Here is a 21,723-nt window from a genome sequence, read left to right as displayed (position 1 = left end):
GCTCCTCCTTGGCTTGAAGCGTAGAGTGAGCGAGGTTTCATTAGAAATGATTTGTAGAGATACTCATCATCCCGTTTCGTGATAATCGGCTGGAGGTTGCCATGCAGCTCAAATCCTTGCGCCTGTTCATGGCTGTGGTCGAAACGGGAAGCTTCGTCGCTGCTGCCGAGCGCCTCAACACGGTGCAGTCCAATGTCACGGCCCATATCAAGAAACTGGAAGAAGAGCTGGAAGCCCAGTTGATCGACCGTAACGGCCGGGCCAGGCTGACCTCTGCTGGCCAGAGCCTGGTGCCGTATGCCCAACGGATCCTGGAAGCACACGATGAGGCGCTTGGTCTGTTTCAGGGAAATGTGCCCCCTCGCGGCTGTCTTCGTCTCGGGGCCATGGAAACCACGATGGCTTTGCGGCTACCTCCGATTCTGTCGATGTTCCATACCCAGCATGCCGAAGTCGATATCCAGCTCCAGACCGGGTCTAGCGCAGAACTTGTGGCGAGCCTGCTGGAGGGACGGCTCGAGGGAGCATTCGTCGCCGGTCCTGTCGAACATGGGCGACTGCATGCCCTGAAGACTTTCTCCGAGACGTTGGTTCTGGTATCTGCGCAGCCCATGGATACCTTACCCTCAGCGGAGAGCCTGCGATCAGTGCCGTTTCTCGCCTTTCGCCAAGGATGCAGTTATCGCCAGCGGATCGAGCTGCTACTGGCATCCAGTGGGGTCTCGGCCGGGCGGATCTTCGAGTTCGGCTCGCTAGATGCCATGCTGGGCTGCGTTGCGGCAGACATGGGGTATGCCCTGTTGCCCCAAGCCACGGTGGAGGCGCATCGACAACGCTTTGGCGTGCATAGCGTGGCGATACCGAGGGTACTGGCGAACGTTGATACTTATCTGGTGACACTGCCTCAAGCGACGTGGTCACCTGCGCTGGCTTGCTTCGTCGATGCCCTTGGTCAACTTGCCGTTGCGTCGGCTAAGAATTGCCGGATTTGATACTGGGCTAGCAGTTCCTCTGGATTGTCCATCTTTATTCCCGAGCTCGGGCCGTTCTGTTAATTTCAATGTCGTATATAACCAAAATTTAATCGACCGGGAGGCGGGTGGCTATGTTTTTCCGCACTATCGATGCAAAGAGCCAGGTGGCCCTCACCGTGCCTCGGCATGCCCAGGAGTTGTTCGCCTTAACCGTCCAGAACCGGGAATATTTGCAAGTATGGCTCCCTTGGCTTGATGCCGTGAAAGACGTCAGCGACACAAAGCGATTTATCGAGTCGAACCTGGAAAGCTTCGCGAAGGGCACCGCGCTTCATGAAGTGTTGCTCTACCAGGGCGGCATCGCCGGCGTTCTTGGCTTTAACCGGATCGATAAGGCCAGCGGCATCGGACATATCGGCTACTGGCTTGGCGCGGCTTTCACCGGACGGGGATTGATGACGTCGGCGGTAGCCGACCTGATTCGCCTGGGGTTTCAGGACCTGGGCCTTCAGCGCGTGGAGATTCGCTGCGCCACGCAAAATGTCCGGAGCCGGGCTATCCCAGAGCGGCTCGGATTCCATCATGAAGGCACGCTACGCAACGTTGAGAGGGTAGGGGAAAACCTCTTTTCGCACGCCATCTATGGCCTGCTGTGCACTGAACTTCAGGATAAACGGCGCGCGCCACGATAAGTGCCGTCGAGACGAATATGTCATGCAATGCCATGCCATGCTGGTTCGGTACTCACCCCCCCACTTGTCGCAGGAACACTGTCAGGGCCGCCGGGTCGAGCAGGATAGCGATCACCACGCCGCCCAAGGCGCCTCCCAGGTGAGCCTCGTGCGCCAGACCGCCGGTCTGAGTCGAGCCGCGATTTTTCATCGCATACATGGAAATCGCCACGAAGCCGATCGCAAAGACGATGGCGGGAATGGGGATCATGAAGAAGAGGTAGAGAAGCTGAAAGGGTTGGTAGAGACAGAACGCGAACAGCACGCCGCTGATGGCGCCCGAGGCGCCGACCGCCGAGTAGCGGGGGTTGCCGCGCTGGATGATCAATGACAGCCCGTGGGCGGCCAGTTCGGAGCCGAAATAGAGAACCAGGAAACCGACCGGCCCCAGCAGGATTTCCATCCAGGGCCCGAAGAAGTAGAGCGTGATCATGTTGACCAGCAGATGGGCGCCATCGGCATGCACGAATCCGGCGGTGACCAGGCGATAGATCTCGCCATGGCGCAGGACCCGTTCGGGACTGAGAGCCAGGCGGCTGATCAGGCGGGACCCGCGCTTCAGGGCGTACAGACTGATGACCACGTTGGCGATCAACAGCAGTAGGGTGATAGGTGTCTGGGTGAGGTTCATCATGTCAGATCTCCGCTGAGTCGGGCTTCCGTGACTGACATGTTGCCAGAGCAGGGGCGCGGGGTCTTGTCAGGTAGACTGAATCAGCCAAAAGCGGCCTTTCGCGCCCCTCATGACCCATGGTAAGACTTGTCAGTCTGCCGTCCTGCCGTCAGGATGCGTGACTGGCCATTTTGGCCACGAACTCAAGGAGAACGACGATGGCACAGGCAACAGCGCGACATATCCTGGTGGATAGCCAAGAGAAGTGTGAGGCCCTGAAGACCGAGATTGAAGGTGGGCGCGATTTTGCGGAAGTGGCCAAGCAGCACTCGACCTGCCCGTCAGGTCGCAGTGGCGGCGATCTGGGCACGTTTGGTCCGGGCCAGATGGTCCCCGAGTTCGATAAGGTGGTGTTCAGCGCCGATGTGAATACCGTTCAGGGACCTGTGAAGACGCAGTTCGGTTATCATCTGCTCGAAGTGACCAGCCGCTCATAACGGTCGCCCCCATAGTCAGAGCCGCGCGCAGCCCAGCTGTGTCGCGGCTTTTTCTGTCTAAGCCACTAAGCCATTCGGCACGAAGCAGGAGCGGTGCTAGTCAGGCCGATAGCGCTGTTCGAAGTGGGCTCTCAAATCATTGTCGTTGATTTCGATTGTCGATGTTTGCAACTTGCCCTGGGAGTTTTTCCAGAGTATTTCGTTGGGGCCTTTCACCAAGGCGCGATTGGCTTCGGCGGCGGTGGTGACATGCTGATGGTTGATATTGTAAATCACGGCTTTTTCGGAAATATGCCCTCGCAACGGACTGTTGTAACTCATGCGCAGCACTCTAAGGGCTAACTTGGTGTCGGCCTTTTGAGTATCGGCTGACCTATCTGCCGCGGTGCGGGAGCTTTCACTATCCCGCTTCAGCTTGTGATAGAGGCTAATGGCACTTTTGAAATCGTCATTGATCATCGAGCTGATAATGGCTAGCAGGACAATGGTGACCGCCAGTCCAGCCAGACCAATAATGATGAAATAGTTGTAGCCGTTACGCGCATAGGCTCCTCCTGTGCCGCTGGGCAATTTAAGCGTGCCATAGCGTAGGATGATGAACGTTGCGCACAATGCGGAAATGCTGGCCAGTACCCAGACCAGAATAATCCAGAGATCCCATTTTTTAGGCTTCATTCCGCAACCTTTCGTTACTTTTATTTTACGTAAGCAAGAGATTACGTTCTTGACGAGAAGAGTCAATGCAAATGAAGTCTCATATAAGCCAATCTCTTGCTCTAACTCACGCACGGACCGGGATTCCACGGTTGGCTATACTGTGGCTGTTTTTGAGACAAAGCTCTTGGCAGAGCAAAGGGGGAGACATTGGGCTTATGGAGAAGCCGCAGGAGCAGGAGAACGAAGGCGAAGCGCAGCAGATCGACAGTCTGGAAAAGCTACTGAAACGGATTGGTGAAGCCGGTCAGGGAGGCAACCAAGTCACCATGGGCGATATCGTGGCCACGATCGGTCAGCGATCGTTTGGGCCATTGTTGTTGTTGGCGGGTGTGGTCACGCTGATGCCCATTATCAGTGGCATACCGGGGGTGCCCACCCTCATGGCCGTATTGGTGTTGTTGATCTCGGTGCAGCTGCTGCTTCGTCGCAGTCACTTCTGGTTGCCTCAATGGATGCTCAAGCGCTCCGTGGCCCACGATAAGCTCGATAAGGCATTGGAGTGGATGCTGCCACCGGCACGCTTCATCGATCGTTTCCTACGCCCACGCCTGACATTCTTCACTCAGCATGCCGGAACCTACGTGACCGCCGGTATTTGTGTAATCATTGCCTTGGGAATGCCCTTGATGGAGTTGGTCCCGTTCAGTGCCAATGGCGCGGGGGTTGCGCTGACGGTCTTCGGTCTCGCGCTGATTGCCCACGATGGTCTGATGGCGCTGCTCGCCATACTGTCTACGTTATTAACATTCGGGTTCGTGATTTATATGTTGGTCTGAGTCACTGACAGGGGCCGCTTTACGAGCTTCCCTGGGATTGCGGCCTGTCGATCTGACTGCTCGGGAGCATTCATGCATTCAAGACTCAAAGCTGTACTCGAGCATCCTTTGCATCGATACCTGGGTATCAAAACGCTCGAGTCCAACCAAGGGCAGGGACGCTTGGTATTCGACGTCAATGAAAACGCCATTAACCCTGCCGGCGTCTTACATGGTGGCGTGGTGTATACGCTATGCGATGTCTGTGCCTACGCGGGGCTGCTGAGTGAGCTCACGTCGGCGCAGGAAGCGGTCACGCATGATATTCACGTTTCGGTGATGCGGGCCGCGAAGCACGGTGAAAGCGTGGTAGTGGAGTCCCGTATCGTCAAACAGGGCAGAAGCCTGTGTTTTATCGATGTCACGGCGACCTCGGCGGGCAAGCTCATCGCCACCGCCAGGGTGACCAAGAGTATTATCGAAGCGCTTGGATAATATCGATAGACGGATCATCGACGGCGCGCTTTCTGACGGGGATTGCAGTGCCAGGGCAGTCCCATTCTGGCGCTGTATTCCAGCTCGGCGATGACCTGGGCGCCCAGCAGTAAAATCATCGCACCGATCTCCAGGCTGAGCAGCAATACGATAATGGTAGCCAGTGAACCATAGACGGCATTGACCAGAGAGATGTTGGCGAAGTAGTACACCAGTATCAGCCGCACCCCCTCCCATAGCATGGCGGCGACAAAACCGCCGACCAGAGCGCGTGTCAGGTTGATGCGCGCCACGGGCAGTACCTTGTAGATGGCACTGAACAGCCCGAACATACCGATGAAACTGATCAGATTGAGAACTGCCTTGGAAACCCCCGCCAGCGACAACTGCTCGCCGAACAGGGCGACCAGGGTCTCGTTGAAGGCATTGGCAACGGCTACCAGCAGGGTGAGGAGTAATAGGGCTGCGCCCAGCACCAACATGAAGGCGTAAGGCAGAAGCGCGGAAATCCAAAAGCTGCGTGGTGAAGGCGTATCGACTTGATGGAAGATGATGGCAATGGAATCTTCCAGCATGCGAAACGCAAACGAGCTAAAGAATAGCAGCGCCAGGATCCCGACGATGCTTATGACATCTCGGGAATCGACCAATGCATGCACGGCGTCCAACACCAGGTCGGCATGGGCCGGGGCAAGATGTTGCGCTTGTATCGCAAGGATGGCCAATAATCGTTGCTCATCTACCACATGGGTGAGCATCACGCAGATGATGGCCAGCAGAGGGACGACCGAGAGCAGCACGTTATAACCGACGCCCCCGGCCAGAAGTACGCCTCGATTCTTGAGAAAAGCCCCCAACACACGCAGGGCGAAACGTAAAATGCGAGGTGCCGTGATGCTAAGCCGTGGCCAGCCTTGTCTCTCTTCGCTCATGCGACTCCTGTCCAAATGGCACCGTTCGCAACGGTGTGGCCCTGCCTGAAAATTATCTGTGTCTTTGAATGATCTGTTCCGATAGTCCGATTATGCTCCGCAACGCCCGAACTAGCCTATCAGGAACACCACAAGCCCGGCGACAGCGCAATGGCCTGTCCCTTATCCACTGAATGACAAAGATAAATTGCCTGAAAACCGGAGCCACGGGATTTTGGTTACTCATTTCGTTTAAAAATCGTTTACGAGTTTGTTTTTAATATTTAAGTCTCCCATCCTTGCGCCGATAACCCTAACGACGGAGGCAGCGCCTGTGGCGCGGCCATCCGTGAAAACTGGGTATGCTCGACGGTACATTGTAGGTAACAACAACCGCCCCGCGAACTGACCGTGCTCATGCACCAGTACCTTCGGTTTCGTCGGTTTTACGCAGTGCTTGGCTCTTGAGAAGTCACCGCGCTGGAGCGGCAAACCGGCTCGACAGCCTTAAAAGAATCGGCGTGGCAAGCCGTCATGAATTGTGGGGATAAGCTATGAACCGTGCACTACGCAATCTGTCCATCAGCACCAGTCTGACTGGGGTGCTGGTGCTGTTTACGATAATCATCCTTGTGGTGGGAGGGCTGGGCTACGCCGCCAGTAGCCTGGGAAGCCGATCGCTTGTCATGCTCGATAAGGTCAACGTTGATCAGTTAAATGCCGTCAACCTGACCCGGGCACACATTACCGACACCCAATTGAATCTTGAGCGCTTCGTGGATTATCACGCGAGGGGGCAGCATCAGCAGGCCCAAGCCTACCTCTCCGAGTCGGATGTCGCCATGCAGCGGGCCCAAGAGCGTTACGACCAGTATATCGCCGCACCCAAGACGGAGCAGGGCAAGCCTTTCGCGCAGGCTATTCAAACTGCCTATCAGCAACTCACCCAAGGCATAGGCCTGCAGCGACAGGCGTTATCGCGCAACGATATCGACGTATTCCATGACCTTCAGCCTCAAGTCGAGGCCAGCAAGGCGGAGTTCAAGCGCGTGACGCAAGACTTCATCGATTATGCCGATGCACGCGGTAGTACGCTGATGGCAAACTTTGAGCGGGATATGGATATCTTTGAAGTCGTTGGGCTCATGGCCATCATCGCGGCGGCGGCAATCGTGATCCTGGTACGTGTCGCGATGATTCGGGTGATGATCCGTCCGCTCAACGAGGCCGTCGAGCACTTCGAACATATGGCCCAGGGCGACCTGTCCCGGAATATCGCCGATCATGGCCGGAATGAAATGGGTAAACTGTTCGCCGCCATGCAGCAGATGCAGGGCGGGCTGGCCAAAACGGTCGCTACAGTGCGTAACAGCAGCGGTTCGATTCATGCCGGCACTCGTGAAATCGCTAGCGGCAACGCGGACCTCTCCTCACGGACCGAGCAGCAAGCCGCCTCGCTTGAACAAACCGCCGCCAGCATGGAGCAGCTGACTGCCACCGTGAAGCAGAACGCCGATAATGCCCGTCAGGCCAGCGCCATGGCCAATGAGGCCTCGACTACCGCCGGACGTGGTGGTGAAGTCGTCGGCCAAGTCATCACTACCATGCATGGCATCTCGGATAGCTCAAAGAAAATCGCCGATATCATCGGCATGATCGACTCGATTGCCTTCCAGACCAACATCCTGGCACTCAACGCCTCGGTCGAAGCGGCTCGTGCTGGCGAGCAGGGACGGGGATTTGCGGTCGTGGCGGGCGAGGTGCGCACCCTGGCAAGTCGCAGCGCCGAAGCCGCCAAGGAGATCAAGACGTTGATCGGTGCCTCCACGACCCAGATTAAGCAGGGCGCAACGCTGGTCGAGGATGCCGGGACCACCATGCGTGACGTCGTGGCTTCGGTAAAGCGGGTCACGGACATCATCGATGAAATCTCCGCTGCCTCGCAGGAGCAAAGCGAAGGTATCGAGCAGGTCCACCAAGCCGTTTCGCAAATGGATCAGGTCACTCAGCAGAACGCCTCACTGGTACAGGAAGCGTCCACGGCAGCAGCATCGCTCGAAGAGCAAGCGCAACGCCTCGAAGAGGCCGTCGCCATCTTCCGTCTATCGGCAGTGCAAGCCTCACACGACGCCCCCCCGGCCGCTGACCTTCGGCTTGCCAGGACACAATCCGCCGCGTCGACGAATGCCTCTTCGACCGGCTCCCGCCGCTTGGCAACCACTGAGCAGACTGAAGATGAGTGGGCGGAATTCTAGAACCTGCCTGAAAAGTGCCCGTGCTCGCCCAGGCAGGGTTAAAAACTGAGTCGAGATGCTTGTTTACTTCACGTAAACTCCATTTTCCCATCAGTTTTTGCCTTGCCTGGCCATCATTCGCTGACTTTTCAGACAACCCCCCTCGCTGAGCAATTCACAAACGCCACGGCCTACTAACGCTTTAATTTAAGTAGTGCCGTGGCGTTTTTTATTGCCCGTGCGCGGGATATCCCCGGCGGTATGAAACCCATATTGTGTTCGCAGCATTACGTTTTCCTGACAAGTGCGAACCTTTCACTATTCTCGTGTCCTAAACAACCGTGAATATTATGAGGATGGATCATGCTTGAAGCCATACAGCAGTTCTTCAGTCGCCGGCTGGCTGGACCGGGAATGGCAGAAAATCGTTCCCTGACCCTGGAGCTGGCAACAGCGGCATTACTCTGCGAGATCGTGCGCGCCGACTATCACACCGACCCTAGCGAGCTGGCGGCACTGCGCAGCATGCTGCAGACGCGATTCGCGTTGGGTCAGGATGAGGTTGATGAATTGATGACGCTGGCCGAGCAGGAAGCCGACCAGGCGGTAGACCACTTTCAGTTCGTGCATCTTATCAACGAACGTTACGACTACGCTGACAAGGTCGCGCTGGTAGAGCTAATGTGGCGGTTGGCATATGCCGATCAGGAACTGGATGCCTACGAGGAGCATCGAATTCGCAAGCTGGCGGATCTGCTCTTTGTCAGCCATAGCGATTTCATCCGCTGCAAGCTGCAGGTGCAGAGCGAAAACTCGGACGATGCCAACGATTGACCCGACAGGGGAGAGAGGGTAACGGCTACGATAAGTCAATGAACCCCGATACGAATTAAACTGCGGAGCCCGGTAATGACGCCTCCTCATAGCCAAACGCGCTTTCTGGCCGACGAAATGTTGGGCCGCTTGGCACGCTGGCTACGCGTGCTGGGCTTTGACACCTTTTACGCTTGTTCCCTTAACGATCACGCCCTGGTTCGGATTGCGGACGAGGAATCACGCGTCCTGCTGACACGCGATCGCCATCTCGTGACGTATTTGCGTCCGGCGCAATCACAACTAGTGACTCATGATGCACCGCTTGCGCAACTGCGTGAGGTCATCGAGTCCTGTCGGCTTTCGCCGCCAGACCAGCTATTCACGCGCTGTTTGGTCTGCAATGCCTGCCTGCGCGAGGCGAACGACCGTGAGATCGCCATGTTCGTGCCTGAGGCGGCCTTGGCACTTCCCGGGCCAGTGAGGCGCTGTCCCGGATGCCAACGAATCTACTGGCCCGGCTCGCATACTTGGCGTATGCGGGATACTTTAACGGCAGCCTTGCCCGACTGGTTTTCCCGGAGCCTCTAATGAGGCATGGTAGAATCATGCTGGTTTTTTATACCGTTATCTTAAAAATTAATCCATACAGCAACTCCGACACATCGATACACGCATATCGTGTCGGTTAAGCGAAAAGCCGAGAAACGTTAACCGGCGTGCTCACTAGGGAAATACATGCTGCAATTATCCCAGCAAGTCGCTATTGCCGACAATGAAATCGATATCCAAGCCGTACGTGCCCAGGGAGCCGGGGGCCAGAACGTCAACAAGGTTTCCTCCGCAGTGCACCTGCGTTTCGATATTCGCGCCTCCTCCTTGCCCGAGGGCTTCAAGGAAAAGCTGTTGAACCTGAACGATCAGCGCATCACCAAGGACGGGGTCGTCATCATCAAGGCCCAGCAGCACCGTACTCAGGAAAAAAACCGAGCCGAAGCACTGAGTCGTCTAAAGGCGTTGGTCAAGAGCGTGATGTATGCCCCCAAGAAACGTATCGCGACCAAGCCCACCAAGGGTTCGAAGAAGCGGCGGGTTGATAGCAAAACCAAGAAAGGGCAGCACAAGGCCTTGCGCGGCAAGGTCAACTATTGATGAAGACGGACAAAGCCTGTTTTCTGCGGTAAGTCCCGTCCCATGCCGGCCTGCACGGTGAGGCTGGCGATGCGTGGCGTAACTGATTGCCTAAACTAATGAGCGCCATCAAAAGTCCCCATCAATAATTATTGTGAGCTCCTGCTACTCTGAAGCTGCCAGTATACGTCTTGAACCGTGTATGGAAGACGCGAAGCCAATATAAAGAGGAGTTCACTATGCAATCGGACGATAAGCAGCGCTCGTCTGATCGGGTCCTGACGAACCGTCAAGGTCATCCTGTCAGTAATAACCAGTCTCAGCGCACGGTCGGCAGCCGTGGCCCTGCGACGTTGGAAAACTATCAATTCCTCGAGAAAATCAGTCACTTCGACCGTGAGCGTATTCCTGAGCGTGTCGTTCATGCGCGCGGCTTCGTCGCGTACGGCGAGTTCGAGGCGACCGGCCAGATCGGCGACGAGCCGGCCTCCAAGTACACACGCGCCAAGCTGTTTCAAGAGGCGGGCAAGAAAACCGATCTGGCGATTCGTTTTTCGACCGTCATCGGTGGCCGCGACTCCTCCGAAGCGGCTCGCGATCCGCGCGGCTTCGCAGTCAAGTTCTATACCGAGGAAGGCAACTGGGACCTGGTTGGCAACAACCTGGCGATCTTCTTCATCCGCGACGCCATCAAGTTTCCGGACGTCATTCACTCGCTGAAGCCCGATCCGGTCACCTTCCGTCAGGAACCGAACCGCATACTGGATTTCATGAGCCAGACGCCGGAATCGATGCACATGCTGACGCACCTGTTCAGCCCGCGCGGTATTCCGGCGTCCTACCGGCATATGGAAGGCTTTGGCGTCAACACCTACAAGATGGTCAACGAGCAGGGCGATACGGTACTGGTCAAGTATCACTTCCATCCGCGCTGTGGCGTTGCCAGCCTGACGGAGGAAGAAGCGGCCAAGGTACAGGGACAGGATCTCGGCTCCGCCTCCAAGGATCTCTACGAGGCCATCGAGCAGGGCAACTATCCTCAGTGGGACGTTTATGTCCAGATCATGGAAGACCATGATCACCCGGAACTGGAATGGGACCCGCTCGACGACACCAAGATCTGGCCGGAAAACGACTTTCCGCTGCGCAAGATCGGCGTCATGACCCTCAACCGCAACGTCCAGGACCATTTCAACGAGAACGAGCAGATCGCCATGGGTACCGGCGTGCTCGTCGATGGCCTCGACTTCTCCGACGACAAGATGCTGATCGGCCGGACTTTCTCCTATTCCGACACTCAACGCTATCGCGTCGGTCCCAACTACCTGCAGCTGCCGGTCAACCAGGCCAAGAACGCCAATGTGGCGACCAATCAGCGTGGCGGCCAGATGGAATATTATGTCGATCGCGCGCCGGGTCAGAATCCGCACATCAACTTCGAACCGTCGATCCACAACGGGCTGCACGAAGCGGAGATGGACCGGCCCAACAATCCGCCTGAGCTCAAAGGCCGGCTGACGCGCAGCGTGATCGAGCGCCGTAACGATTACATCCAGGCTCGCGCCCGCTACAACACCATGATGGACTGGGAGCGTGATGAGCTTGTCAACGTGCTGGGTGGGATGCTGCAGCAGTGTGAGCGTGACGTACAGGAGCGCATGATGTGGCATCTGTTCCTGGTTCACGACGACTACGGCAAGCGTGTCGGCCAGATGATCGGCATGAGTGCCGATGATGTGCGCCATCTCGAGCCGCTGCCCAAGCAGGTGCTGACCGACGAGGACAAGCAGCGTCTGCAGAAGCTCGGCAACAATGGCGACCAGATCGATCCGAGCGTATGGGGGCAGTGGACCAGTTCGGTGGTAAATCGCCAGGCGAAGGCCGAAGACGTGCTCAACGGTACGTTGGACGACAAGGCGGGCATGACTGCCGAGAAGAACATGGAATCGATGAAGTGATACCGTGCCGATGAGATGACAGCGTAGTCGGTTCAGGTTGTCTGAAAAGTCGACGGGCAACGCTGCAACAAGACGAAAAGGCCCCTGGCCCGGATGTCATGACATCCGGGCTTTTTATGGCGCTCGATGTACGTTTCAACAAAGTTGACTAAAATACTCGGTCAAGCATGACAACCCAAGAAAGAATGATAAGCTGAACGTTTACGAAGTGAGCTTGAAGGAGTCCTGCAGTGATCGAAGGAGTGAAGCACATTGTGGCTGTGGCGTCCGGGAAAGGGGGCGTGGGCAAATCCACCGTGACCGCCAACCTGGCGTTGGCCATGGCGGCGGAAGGTTATCGTGTCGGCTTGCTGGACGCCGATATTTATGGCCCCAGTCAAGCGCAGATGCTGGGCATCATGCCGGGTGTGCGTCCCGAAAAAGCGGGCGAAAATCGATTCAAGCCGATCAGGGCACATGGTATCCAGGCCATGTCCATGGCGTTCATGGTCGATATCAATGAAGCCATGGTATGGCGTGGGCCGATGGTCTCCAGCGCCTTCCAGCAGTTGCTGACCCAGACGACATGGGAGGATGTCGACTATCTGTTCATCGATATGCCGCCGGGCACCGGAGACATCCAGTTGACGCTGGCCCAGAAGGTGCCGGTATCGGGAGCCGTCATCGTGACGACGCCCCAGGACATTGCCACGCTGGATGCCAAGCGTGGCGTCGAGATGTTCCGCAAGGTCAACGTGCCGGTGCTGGGCGTAGTCGAGAACATGAGCCTGCACATCTGCACTAACTGCGGCCACACCGAACCTCTCTTCGGCAGCGGTGGTGGCGAGCGCATCGCCGAGCAGTACCAGACCCAACTGCTGGGCCAGTTGCCGCTGCAACTGTCGATTCGCGAGCAGGCCGACGGTGGCAGACCGAGCGTGGTTGCCGAACCGGAAGGGGAGGTGGCGGCAATTTTTCGTGGCGTGGCGCGTGCGGTGGTCGAAGGGGTCGAGAGTCAGCAGGAGCAGGACGGACCCACCATTTCGTTCAGCGACTGACAGGCGCCATTCGCCTCGCACCGAGGGAAGACGCTTTTGTAACCTGCATCGGGCCGTTATCATAACGGCCCTTTCTTATTTCTTTGGCATATCCGCAATTCCACGCAGATTCAAGGACGCCCAATGAGTATCAAATCCGACAAGTGGATTCGCCGCATGGCGGAAAGCGAGGGCATGATCGAACCCTTCGAGGCCGATCAGGTCCGTCATGTGAACGGTCAGCGAGTCATCTCCTACGGGACGTCCAGCTATGGTTACGATGTACGCTGCGCCGATGAGTTCAAGGTATTTACCAATATCCACTCGGCCATCGTCGACCCCAAGGCATTCGATGAAAAGAGTTTCGTCGATGTCAAAGGCGATGCCTGCGTTATTCCTCCCAACTCTTTCGCGCTGGCGCGCACGGTGGAGTATTTTCGCATTCCGCGCAGCGTTCTGACGATCTGCCTGGGCAAGTCCACCTATGCGCGCTGCGGCATTATCGTGAATGTCACACCGCTGGAGCCGGAGTGGGAGGGGCACGTGACCCTGGAGTTTTCCAACACCACCAACCTGCCGGCGAGGATCTACGCCAACGAAGGAGTCGCGCAGATGCTGTTTCTCGAGTCCGACGAAATCTGTGACGTGTCCTACAAGGATCGCGGCGGCAAGTATATGGGCCAGCGTGGGGTGACGCTTCCCAGGGCCTGACCATCAGTCTCGTTATTCCGGTATCGATATTCCTGCGGTTGGATTGAATGCTTTCTCTCTTCGGCCTGTAAACGGGCCGGAGGTGTTTCTGTTGCTATCAGCCATACCCGACTGAAGTCGTATTACCTTGGCGTTCAAATAAACGTTTGATAGGCCATAACGGGGATGGCCGTCAACGATACCGGCATGCCGTCCCGTACTCGATAATAACAAGGACGATACCGCCATGAAGCACTCCGTTCGCACTGTCCAGCACTGGTTCGGCCAGCCTGTCCGTTGCCTCTCCCGGCTGGTGGCGCTGGGGGTGTTTGTCGCTTCGGCTCCCGCATCCGCCTATTCCCAGTTGGTGGTGTTTGGCGACAGCCTCAGCGACTCCGGCCAATTCCCCGATCCGCAGAGTTTGCTTCTGGGCGAGGTCGCTGGCCTGCGCTTTACCAACCGGCTCGGACCCCGTTATCAAGCGCCGTCGCCCTACGGAGAGGTGATGACCCAGCGTCTCGCCCAAGCGCTAGGACTGGGGCCGTTATTGCCGTCGACGTCGATCATCCGTGATCAGATCGGTCTACCCGACGGCACCAACTATGCCACGGGCGGCTATACCACGGCGCAAATACTGGCCTCGATCACCCAGCCTCAGGGCTCGGTGGTCTCGGCCGCTGGCGTATCGCGCACGCGTGACGGTTATTTGGTTGCCAACGACTCGGCAGATCCTGAGGCGTTGTATTACCTCAACGGTGGCGGCAACGATTTCCTGCAGGGGCTGGTGACGGGGCCCGCCTCGGCGGTGAATTCGGCTTATACGCTGGCGAGTGCTGTGGATGCCTTGGTCGCGGCGGGTGCCAGGACATTGGTCGTTTCCAACCTGCCCGATGTGGGGCTGACGCCCGCCGGGTTGCTCAGCGGTCAGCGTGCGGGCTTCTCCGCGCTGGATGATGTTTTCAACCAGGCGCTGGGCACCCGACTGGCGCGTTACGATGGTGATGTCGATATTATCCGGCTGGATGTCGGCGGGCTGGTATCCGAAGTACTGACGGCGCCCGCCGATTTCGGGTTTGCCACCGATGTGGCGTTGACCGATGTCTGCTTCAGCGATGCGCTTTGCGATACCAGCGCCTATGGCTTGGCATCGGGCAGCCCTGATCCCGCCAAGCTGTTCTATAACGATACGGTGCATCCCACCACGGCGGCTCAGCAGATATTCGCCGACTACGCACAGGCCTTGATCGAAGCGCCGCGGATAGTGTCTTTGGCGGGGGAGTTGGCCACCGGGGCGCTGAATGCCCAGCAGCAGGTGGTGAGCGATGAGCTGCGTCCCGGGGTACAGCGCGACGCCCTGCGAATCTTCGTGCATGGCGACTATCGTCACACCGATACCGACGAGTTCTATGGGCAAGGAGCCTCGGACATGACCCAGCGCGGTGGCAGTGTCGGCGCCGTGCTGCCTTTGGGGCTCGGCTGGGCCGGTATCGCCGTCGGCCAGCGCTATGCCGAAATCGACGAGCCGGGGGACATTGAACTCGATGGGCAGGCTTTCAGCCTGTTTGCCCGCCAGCATATTGGGCGCGTGGGATTGCAACTGGTCGCCAGCTACGGTGATTTCGATCTCGATCTGCATCGGCATGTCACGCTGGGGACGGCGGAGCGTGTGCTAAGCGGAGCAACCGATGCCGATGGCTGGGCGGCCGAGGCTCGTCTCGATTATCGCCTGACCTCGGCTGATTCGCCCTGGTACACGGCGCCTTTCGTCGGCTATCGCCATGCACAAGCGGATATCGGCGCTTACCAGGAATCCGGCTCTTCCGCCAATGCCTTGACGGTATCCAAGCAGCAGCATAAAGATCGGCGCCTCGAGCTGGGGCTGATGATGGATCGGGCCCTGCAGAATGGCTATGGGGTGTTCGGCGAGTTCGCCTGGGGCGAATACCTTGAGGATTCCCGGGATGGCGCCAGTGTCATGCTGACCTCATTGCCCACCAATCACTGGTCCGGGGAGCGCCAGTCCCGGGAGGATGATCATTACCTGCGTGTCGATACCGGCTGGCGTATGGCACTGGGGCGTTCGGCCATGCTAGAGGCCGGCGTGGGAGCCGAGGGTTGGGACGACATGACCGCTCACTTCCGTCTGGGAGCGAGCCTGACCTTCTAATCTCACCAGGCGCTGCCAGCCCGAGATCTGCCTGCCGTGCGCTGGCAGGCAGCAGTGGCTCCAGCGGCGTAGGAGGGCGCGTTGTCGCCATTAAAAAAGCGCTGCAGGTCTATCCTGCAGCGCTTGGAAACCGAGAGGGGCGGCTCACTCGTTCTCGTCGAGCTCCTCGGCGGCATCTTCATGCGATAAGCGCAATCCCTGAGGGGGCAGCAGTGTGCTGTCGAGCACGGCGCCCTCTTCCCCGAGCTGCAAGCGTCCGGTCATGAACCAACGTACGGCGATGGGGTAGATGAGATGCTCACGGGCGTGAATCTTCTCGGTCAACGTCTCGACCGTGTCGCCCGGCGAGACACGCACGGCGGCTTGTATGACCACGGGCCCACCGTCCAGCTCGTCGGTGACGAAATGTACGCTGACGCCATGCTCCTCCACCTTGTCGGCCAAGGCCCGGTTATGCGTGTCCAGGCCCTGATAGGAAGGTAACAACGAGGGATGGATGTTGAGCATACGCCCGTAGAATCGCTTGACGAAAACCGGCGTCAGGATTCGCATGAAACCGGCCAGGACGATCAGATCGGGGTCGTGGCGCTCGATGACCTTGATCAGGGCGCCGTCAAAGGCGTCGCGGCTGTCGTATTCGCGATGGGGCAGTACCACTGCCGGCACGCCGGCTTCCTTGGCACGTACCAGTCCGTAGGCGTCGGCCTTGTTGGAAACGACGGCGACGATTTCGCCCCCCAGTTCGTCATGTTCCTGGGCATCGAGCAACGCCTGCAAGTTGCTGCCATTGCCCGAAATCAGCACCACGATCCGGCGGGTATCGACACTCTCGGACTGGAAATCGGTGATGGTGTCGGTCGTGTTGCTCATGTCGGTAGATTCTCCAGCCGAACCTGCTCTTCTTCGCCATCACGAGCGGTGATCGTGCCCAGCCGGTACACGGTCTCGCCCGCTGCCTGCAGATGATCAATGGCCTGATCGGCCTGTTGTTGTGCGACCGCCAGTACCATGCCGATGCCGCAGTTTAGCACCCTGTACATCTCGCGCTCGGCGACATTGCCTTGCTGCTTCAGCCAGTCGAAGATGGCGGGACGCTGCCAGGCATCGACGTCGATACTGGCCATGAGATGCTCGGGCAAGACGCGCGGAACGTTCTCGAGCAGGCCGCCACCGGTGATGTGTGACAGAGCATGCACCTCGACATCACTGTCCTTGATCAACGATAGCAGCGGTTTGACGTAGATGCGCGTCGGCGCGAGCAGTGCATCGCGCAGTGGCTGGCCATCGAGTTCTTGATCCAGGCTGGCTTGGCTGACCTCAAGTATCTTGCGAATCAGCGAATAGCCATTGGAGTGTGGCCCTGAAGAGGCCAGGCCCAGCAGGACATCACCTTCGGCCACCTTGCTGCCGTCGAGGATCTCGGATTTTTCCACCACGCCGACACAGAAACCGGCCAGATCATAGTCGCTGCCTGCGTACATGCCCGGCATTTCCGCGGTTTCGCCGCCTACCAGGGCGCAGCCGGCCTGGGCGCAGCCCTCACCGATGCCGGTCACGACATCCGCAGCGATATCAACATCGAGCTTGCCCGTGGCATAGTAGTCGAGAAAGAACAGCGGCTCGGCGCCGGCGACGACCAGATCGTTGACGCACATGGCGACTAGATCGATACCGATGCTGTCGTGGCGGTTGAGATCCATGGCCAGGCGCAGCTTGGTGCCGACGCCGTCGGTGCCCGACACGAGTACTGGCTCGCGATAGCCACTGGGCAACTGGCAGAGTGCGCCGAATCCGCCCAGTCCGCCCATCACCTCGGGACGACTGGTGCGTTTGGCAACGCCCTTGATGCGTTCGACGAGGGCATTGCCAGCGTCGATATCCACGCCGGCATCCTTGTAGCTGAGCGAGACTGACGTGGCCGGGGAGGACTGTGGAGTATCAGACGAGCTGCGGGTCATGGGCATGCCTGTGAAAAAGTGAGCCTGACGAGAGTGAGGGGGCATATTGTATCACTGCCCCCAGGGCGGTGCATCGGCCTGAAGCGGGATGCATCGACCGACCGGTGCACCATGGCGAGGTGTGCGTAAAATGACTTCATGTGGATAAGGAAGAGACAACACGATGACGCGCCTGCAATGGTGGGCTCTGCTGGGAGCCGCTGCAGTCATTTGGCTGCTGGTCCTGCTGGAACCGATTCTCATGCCGTTTTTTGTCAGCATGATCCTGGCTTACCTGGGCGATCCCCTGACGGACCGGCTGGAGGCGAAGGGGCTGTCGCGACGTCTGTCGGTCAGTGTGGTGTTTTTGATTCTCATCGGCGCCTTGGTCCTGGCCAGCCTGGTATTGATTCCCATGTTGGGGCGTCAGCTGGGGCAGTTGATCGAATCATTGCCCTTGATCTTTACCTGGGTACAGACACGAGTATTGCCGGAGGTCCAATCCTTGACGGGGCTCGATTTCACGGCGGATTTCGATCAGATGCGCGGTACATTGATGGACAACTGGAAGGAAACGGGAACCTTCGCCGCCGCGCTGCTGGCACAGGTTTCTCGCTCGGGTCTGGCCCTTGCCATATGGATAGGTAACCTGGCGCTGATTCCCGTGGTGACGTTCTATTTGCTGCTTGACTGGGATCGTCTCAAGGCACGTCTTCAGGAATTGCTGCCGCGACGCATCGAACCTTCGGCGACGCGGCTTGCCAAGGAGTGCGACGAAGTGCTTTCAGCGTTCTTGCGTGGCCAGCTGTTGGTCATGCTGAGCCTGGGGGTGATCTACGCCGTGGGCCTGAGCTTGCTCGGGGTTCGCTTCGGACTGTTGATCGGCATGCTGGCCGGGCTTGCCAGTATCGTGCCCTACCTGGGAGTTATCGTGGGGATCACCATCGCCGCCGTGGTGGCGTTTTTCCAGTTCGGCGAATGGTTGCCTCTGCTGGGCGTGGGCGTGGTATTCGCCGTGGGTCAGATCGCCGAGAGTACTCTGCTGCAGCCGCTGCTGTTGGGCGACAAGATCGGTTTGCACCCCGTGGCGGTAGTGTTTGCCGTACTGGCGGGCGGGCAGCTGTTCGGTTTTACCGGCATCCTGCTGGCACTGCCGGTAGCGGCCGTCATCATGGTACTATTGCGTTTTATGCTCGACCGCTATAAAAACAGCGACTTATATGGCTCCCGCTACGGTCGGGATATCGGCAGCGACGAGGAAGCGCCATGACATCAGGGTCCGGGCAGTTGCCTCTTGGGCTAGGGTTGCGTGATGATGCAACCTTCGCCAACTTCCAGGCAGGCGAGAACGCGACGCTGGTCGAAAGGCTGCGAACCCAGTTGGATGAAAACGGCGAACCCTTCCTGTTTCTATGGGGCAGTGAGGGCGCCGGGCGTAGCCATCTATTGCAGGCGGCATGTCATGCCGCGAGCGACCGTGACCGACGGGCGTTATACCTACCATTGCTGGATCTGGGGCATTTCCCGCCGCATGTGCTGGAGGATCTCGAACGGCTCGATATCGTGGCTATCGATGATCTCGAGGTGGTACTAGGACGCAAGCGCTGGGAGGAGGGGCTATTCCACTTCTTCAACCGCATGCGCGATGCCGGCAAGCGTTTGGTCATTGCCGCCGATGCCGCGCCTAGGCAGCTCAATGTTCATCTGCCCGATCTCGCCTCGCGTCTCACCTGGGGCGTGACCTTCCATGTGCATCATCTCGACGATGACGGGCGCTTCGAGGCGTTGAAGCTGCGCGCGCGCGTACGCGGCATGCAGCTGCCCGACGAGGTGGCCCGCTATATTCTGCATCGCGGCCCCCGTCGGCTCTCCGAACTGTTCGAGGCATTGGCGCAACTGGACCGCGCCTCGCTCACCGCCCAACGCAAGCTGACCATTCCCTTCGTCAAACAGGCGCTGGGCTGGTAGCGAGTCACTATTCACCGTTTAGTGTGGCGATGAGCTTGCGTGCACCGCCATGGTCGCGATGTTGCAGGCGCTTCATGTCGCTCTCTTCGGTCATGGACATCGCTCTCCAGGTACTGTCCATATCTCTGTCACTCTCCATGTACGGTAATGACTACGCTCCTGCTGCCGCCATGGTTTCGGTGTTCGCAAAGATAGATTCCTTGCCAAGTCCCCAGATTGAGATGCCCGTTGGTGATGGGGATCTGTACGCTTGGGCCCAGGATGCTGCTTTTTAAATGTGCGGGTAGGTCGTCACTGCCCTCGAAAACGTGCTGGTAGTACGGCTCATTTTCAGGCACCGCATGGTTGAAGAAACTCTCGAAATCCGCCCGCACTGTCGGATCGGCATTTTCATTGATCGTCAGTGAGGCCGAGGTGTGCTTGATAAAGACACTCAGCAGGCCGGTCTGGATCTGGTCTAGCTCGCCTATGGCGCGCTCGACTTCCTCAGTGATCAGATGAAATCCGCGCGAGCGGGGCTTCAAGCTGACCTCCTTTTGCATCCACATAACTAAATCCTACTTAGTGAACGGAATGACTTTTAAGCTTCTTGCGCTCTTCTCCAACTAAGCCAGTCTCTCCATGAGCATCACTTCTCAGTTCATTGCTCGTTGGTAAAGCTCATGACAGTTGTCTTGGCGCATCTCTCCATTTCAAGGCTGGCGTCCGCCGAGGAGAGGTTAGAGCGAAACGTGACTATGTTGCCATTCCTTGAGTCGGTGATGATGCGGTGATCGACCATAGGATATTGCAGGTATGAGTGTGATGCTCCGCCTCTGGACATGGTGCTCGCGTCGGGTATGGATAACGCAAACCTGATTTGTTATGTTATAACGTATTATTTTATCAAGGAGCAGAGGCCGGAGCACCTCTGAGGTCGCTATGCAGACCAACGTGCCATTGAATGCCAAGCAGCAGCGAGTGCTCGATACGTTGCGCCAGCCACCAGGACCGCTCAGTGCGTACACGCTACTCGACCCGACAAACCCGATCTGCTCCCGGTCACTTTGCTGACCGGCTTTCTGGGCAGTGGCAAGACGACGTTACCCAATCACCTTGTACGCCAGTCCGAAATGGCGATGCCTTGGTGATCATCAACGAATTTGGCGAAATGCCGCTAGTCCCCTCAAACCCAATCAGCTGCTGGAGTGACCGGCCATGGATCAGCAAACCCTAGTCGACATTGCCGCTGTCTCGGATCCCTGCCAGGGCGCCTTGCACTGGGTCGGCATGGAGCAGATCGCACTACCGCTCCGTGTAGCTGGGCAAAGTATTGCTGGGCGAGCCTCCGCAGGGGTCAACCTGGCGGATGCCATGGCGCGCGGGATTCACATGTCGCGCCTCTACTTGGCATTGGCCGAACTGGAAAACCAGGAACTGTCGCTCTCGCGTGTGACGGCGGTGCTGGAGACTTTTCTGGATAGCCACCAGGGATTGTCCGATATCGCCTTTCTCGACCTGAGCGGTGAAGCGCTGCTCAAGCGACCGGCACTGATCAGTCCTCTCTCTGGATGGAAAGCCTACCCCTTCACGTTGCGTTGTCGACGTGATGACCAGGGTCTGCAGGCAATCCTCGATCTGACCGTAGGGTACTCCTCGACCTGTCCCTGTTCGGCTGCCCTGGCGCGCCAATTGATCCAGCAAGCGTTCGACGAGGACTTCACCGGTATGCCAGTGACTCGCGACGGGGTCCGGGCGTGGCTGGGTAGCGAGCATGGCATTCTGGCCACGCCACACAGCCAGCGCAGCCAGGCCCACCTATCGATACGTTTGGCCGACGACCTCGACGACCTGCCGCTGATGGCGTTGGTGGATCGCATCGAGAGCGCGCTTGGCACCGCCTTGCAGACGGCGGTCAAGCGAATCGACGAGCAGGCCTTTGCCTTGGCCAATGGCCAGAACTTGATGTTCTGTGAGGACGCGGCACGCCGCCTGCACCAGGCCCTGCGCGAGCAGGCGGGGATCCGTGGGTTCCAATTACGTGTAGTCCATGCCGAAAGTCTGCATGCCCATGATGCGGTCGCGCGTAGTGAGTGGAACTGGGCAGAGAAGTAGTTAGCCGAGCGTGCCGCCGCCA

At 58.1% G+C, this 21,723-nt stretch carries 23 protein-coding genes; 17 read left to right on the top strand and 6 right to left on the bottom strand.

The window, feature by feature from the left end:
* The first annotated feature begins 101 nt into the window (after positions 1-101).
* On the top strand, positions 102-992 hold the full coding sequence (locus tag ACW4DH_RS01165) for a LysR family transcriptional regulator (protein WP_459634516.1): 891 nt from the start codon (positions 102-104) through the stop codon (positions 990-992).
* 113 nt (positions 993-1,105) lie between these two features.
* Entirely contained in the window at positions 1,106-1,666 is a 561-nt protein-coding gene (locus ACW4DH_RS01160) for a GNAT family N-acetyltransferase (protein ID WP_459634515.1), read from the top strand.
* Between the two features lie 52 nt (positions 1,667-1,718).
* Here the strand turns inward: ACW4DH_RS01160 and ACW4DH_RS01155 are convergent, their stop codons facing one another.
* On the bottom strand, positions 1,719-2,339 hold the full coding sequence (locus ACW4DH_RS01155) for a rhomboid family intramembrane serine protease (RefSeq protein ID WP_459634514.1): 621 nt from the start codon (positions 2,337-2,339) through the stop codon (positions 1,719-1,721).
* Positions 2,340-2,536: 197 nt separating this feature from the next.
* Between ACW4DH_RS01155 and ACW4DH_RS01150 the strand changes: the two genes are divergently transcribed.
* Positions 2,537-2,815: a peptidylprolyl isomerase gene (locus ACW4DH_RS01150; RefSeq protein ID WP_459634513.1), complete on the top strand. Its 279-nt coding sequence runs from the start codon at positions 2,537-2,539 to the stop codon at positions 2,813-2,815.
* Between the two features lie 96 nt (positions 2,816-2,911).
* On the opposite strand, the gene ACW4DH_RS01145 is transcribed toward ACW4DH_RS01150, so the two are convergent.
* A complete protein-coding gene (locus ACW4DH_RS01145; RefSeq protein ID WP_459634512.1) occupies positions 2,912-3,490 on the bottom strand; it encodes a hypothetical protein in 579 nt (192 codons plus the stop codon).
* A gap of 197 nt (positions 3,491-3,687) precedes the next feature.
* On the opposite strand from ACW4DH_RS01145, the gene ACW4DH_RS01140 reads away from it, so the two are divergent.
* Positions 3,688-4,308 (top strand): exopolysaccharide biosynthesis protein, encoded by a 621-nt coding sequence (locus tag ACW4DH_RS01140; RefSeq protein WP_459634511.1) that lies wholly within the window; start codon positions 3,688-3,690, stop codon positions 4,306-4,308.
* A 72-nt stretch (positions 4,309-4,380) separates the two neighbouring features.
* Positions 4,381-4,782 (top strand): PaaI family thioesterase, encoded by a 402-nt coding sequence (locus ACW4DH_RS01135; protein ID WP_459634510.1) that lies wholly within the window; start codon positions 4,381-4,383, stop codon positions 4,780-4,782.
* A gap of 14 nt (positions 4,783-4,796) precedes the next feature.
* On the opposite strand, the gene ACW4DH_RS01130 is transcribed toward ACW4DH_RS01135, so the two are convergent.
* Positions 4,797-5,714, bottom strand: a complete 918-nt coding sequence (locus ACW4DH_RS01130; protein ID WP_459634509.1) for a YihY/virulence factor BrkB family protein — start codon at positions 5,712-5,714, stop codon at positions 4,797-4,799.
* A gap of 533 nt (positions 5,715-6,247) precedes the next feature.
* Between ACW4DH_RS01130 and ACW4DH_RS01125 the strand changes: the two genes are divergently transcribed.
* The 8 genes from ACW4DH_RS01125 to ACW4DH_RS01090 all read left to right on the top strand — a co-directional run bounded on the left by ACW4DH_RS01125 (position 6,248) and on the right by ACW4DH_RS01090 (position 15,702).
* On the top strand, positions 6,248-7,948 hold the full coding sequence (locus ACW4DH_RS01125) for a methyl-accepting chemotaxis protein (RefSeq protein ID WP_459634508.1): 1,701 nt from the start codon (positions 6,248-6,250) through the stop codon (positions 7,946-7,948).
* 342 nt (positions 7,949-8,290) lie between these two features.
* A complete protein-coding gene (locus ACW4DH_RS01120) occupies positions 8,291-8,761 on the top strand; it encodes a tellurite resistance TerB family protein (protein WP_459634507.1) in 471 nt (156 codons plus the stop codon).
* 75 nt (positions 8,762-8,836) lie between these two features.
* Positions 8,837-9,331, top strand: a complete 495-nt coding sequence (locus tag ACW4DH_RS01115; protein WP_459634506.1) for a Mut7-C RNAse domain-containing protein — start codon at positions 8,837-8,839, stop codon at positions 9,329-9,331.
* Between the two features lie 147 nt (positions 9,332-9,478).
* Positions 9,479-9,892, top strand: a complete 414-nt coding sequence (arfB, locus tag ACW4DH_RS01110) for an alternative ribosome rescue aminoacyl-tRNA hydrolase ArfB (protein WP_459634505.1) — start codon at positions 9,479-9,481, stop codon at positions 9,890-9,892.
* A 218-nt stretch (positions 9,893-10,110) separates the two neighbouring features.
* Entirely contained in the window at positions 10,111-11,829 is a 1,719-nt protein-coding gene (locus ACW4DH_RS01105; protein ID WP_459634504.1) for a catalase, read from the top strand.
* Positions 11,830-12,062: 233 nt separating this feature from the next.
* The gene (gene apbC, locus ACW4DH_RS01100) at positions 12,063-12,866 is read left to right on the top strand and encodes an iron-sulfur cluster carrier protein ApbC (RefSeq protein ID WP_459634919.1); all 804 of its coding nucleotides are present in this window, start codon (positions 12,063-12,065) and stop codon (positions 12,864-12,866) included.
* A 123-nt stretch (positions 12,867-12,989) separates the two neighbouring features.
* Positions 12,990-13,556, top strand: coding sequence for a dCTP deaminase (dcd, locus tag ACW4DH_RS01095; RefSeq protein WP_459634503.1), 567 nt, complete (start codon positions 12,990-12,992; stop codon positions 13,554-13,556).
* A gap of 226 nt (positions 13,557-13,782) precedes the next feature.
* Positions 13,783-15,702 carry an autotransporter domain-containing protein gene (locus tag ACW4DH_RS01090; protein ID WP_459634502.1) on the top strand — a complete coding sequence of 640 codons (1,920 nt, stop codon included), beginning with the start codon at positions 13,783-13,785 and terminating at the stop codon, positions 15,700-15,702.
* A 144-nt stretch (positions 15,703-15,846) separates the two neighbouring features.
* On the opposite strand, the gene purN is transcribed toward ACW4DH_RS01090, so the two are convergent.
* Positions 15,847-16,572: a phosphoribosylglycinamide formyltransferase gene (gene purN, locus ACW4DH_RS01085; RefSeq protein ID WP_459634501.1), complete on the bottom strand. Its 726-nt coding sequence runs from the start codon at positions 16,570-16,572 to the stop codon at positions 15,847-15,849.
* Positions 16,569-17,660, bottom strand: coding sequence for a phosphoribosylformylglycinamidine cyclo-ligase (purM, locus tag ACW4DH_RS01080; RefSeq protein ID WP_459634500.1), 1,092 nt, complete (start codon positions 17,658-17,660; stop codon positions 16,569-16,571). Before purM ends, purN begins: the two co-directional genes overlap by 4 nt.
* A gap of 163 nt (positions 17,661-17,823) precedes the next feature.
* Here purM and ACW4DH_RS01075 point away from each other — a divergent pair, with 163 nt between their 5' ends.
* Entirely contained in the window at positions 17,824-18,909 is a 1,086-nt protein-coding gene (locus ACW4DH_RS01075) for an AI-2E family transporter (RefSeq protein ID WP_459634499.1), read from the top strand.
* Complete coding sequence (hda, locus tag ACW4DH_RS01070) at positions 18,906-19,607, top strand: DnaA regulatory inactivator Hda (RefSeq protein ID WP_459634498.1); 702 nt, start codon at positions 18,906-18,908, stop codon at positions 19,605-19,607. Before ACW4DH_RS01075 ends, hda begins: the two co-directional genes overlap by 4 nt.
* A 128-nt stretch (positions 19,608-19,735) precedes the next feature.
* On the opposite strand, the gene ACW4DH_RS01065 is transcribed toward hda, so the two are convergent.
* Positions 19,736-20,155, bottom strand: a complete 420-nt coding sequence (locus ACW4DH_RS01065) for a secondary thiamine-phosphate synthase enzyme YjbQ (RefSeq protein ID WP_459634497.1) — start codon at positions 20,153-20,155, stop codon at positions 19,736-19,738.
* 498 nt (positions 20,156-20,653) lie between these two features.
* Between ACW4DH_RS01065 and ACW4DH_RS01060 the strand changes: the two genes are divergently transcribed.
* The gene (locus tag ACW4DH_RS01060; protein ID WP_459634918.1) at positions 20,654-20,737 is read left to right on the top strand and encodes a GTP-binding protein; all 84 of its coding nucleotides are present in this window, start codon (positions 20,654-20,656) and stop codon (positions 20,735-20,737) included.
* A 67-nt stretch (positions 20,738-20,804) separates the two neighbouring features.
* Positions 20,805-21,701 carry a GTP cyclohydrolase FolE2 gene (gene folE2, locus ACW4DH_RS01055; protein WP_459634496.1) on the top strand — a complete coding sequence of 299 codons (897 nt, stop codon included), beginning with the start codon at positions 20,805-20,807 and terminating at the stop codon, positions 21,699-21,701.
* The last annotated feature ends 22 nt before the right edge of the window (positions 21,702-21,723 follow it).

The sequence above is a fragment of the Halomonas sp. WWR20 genome (assembly GCF_054602495.1).
This window is presented reverse-complemented; position numbering and strand designations above follow the sequence as displayed.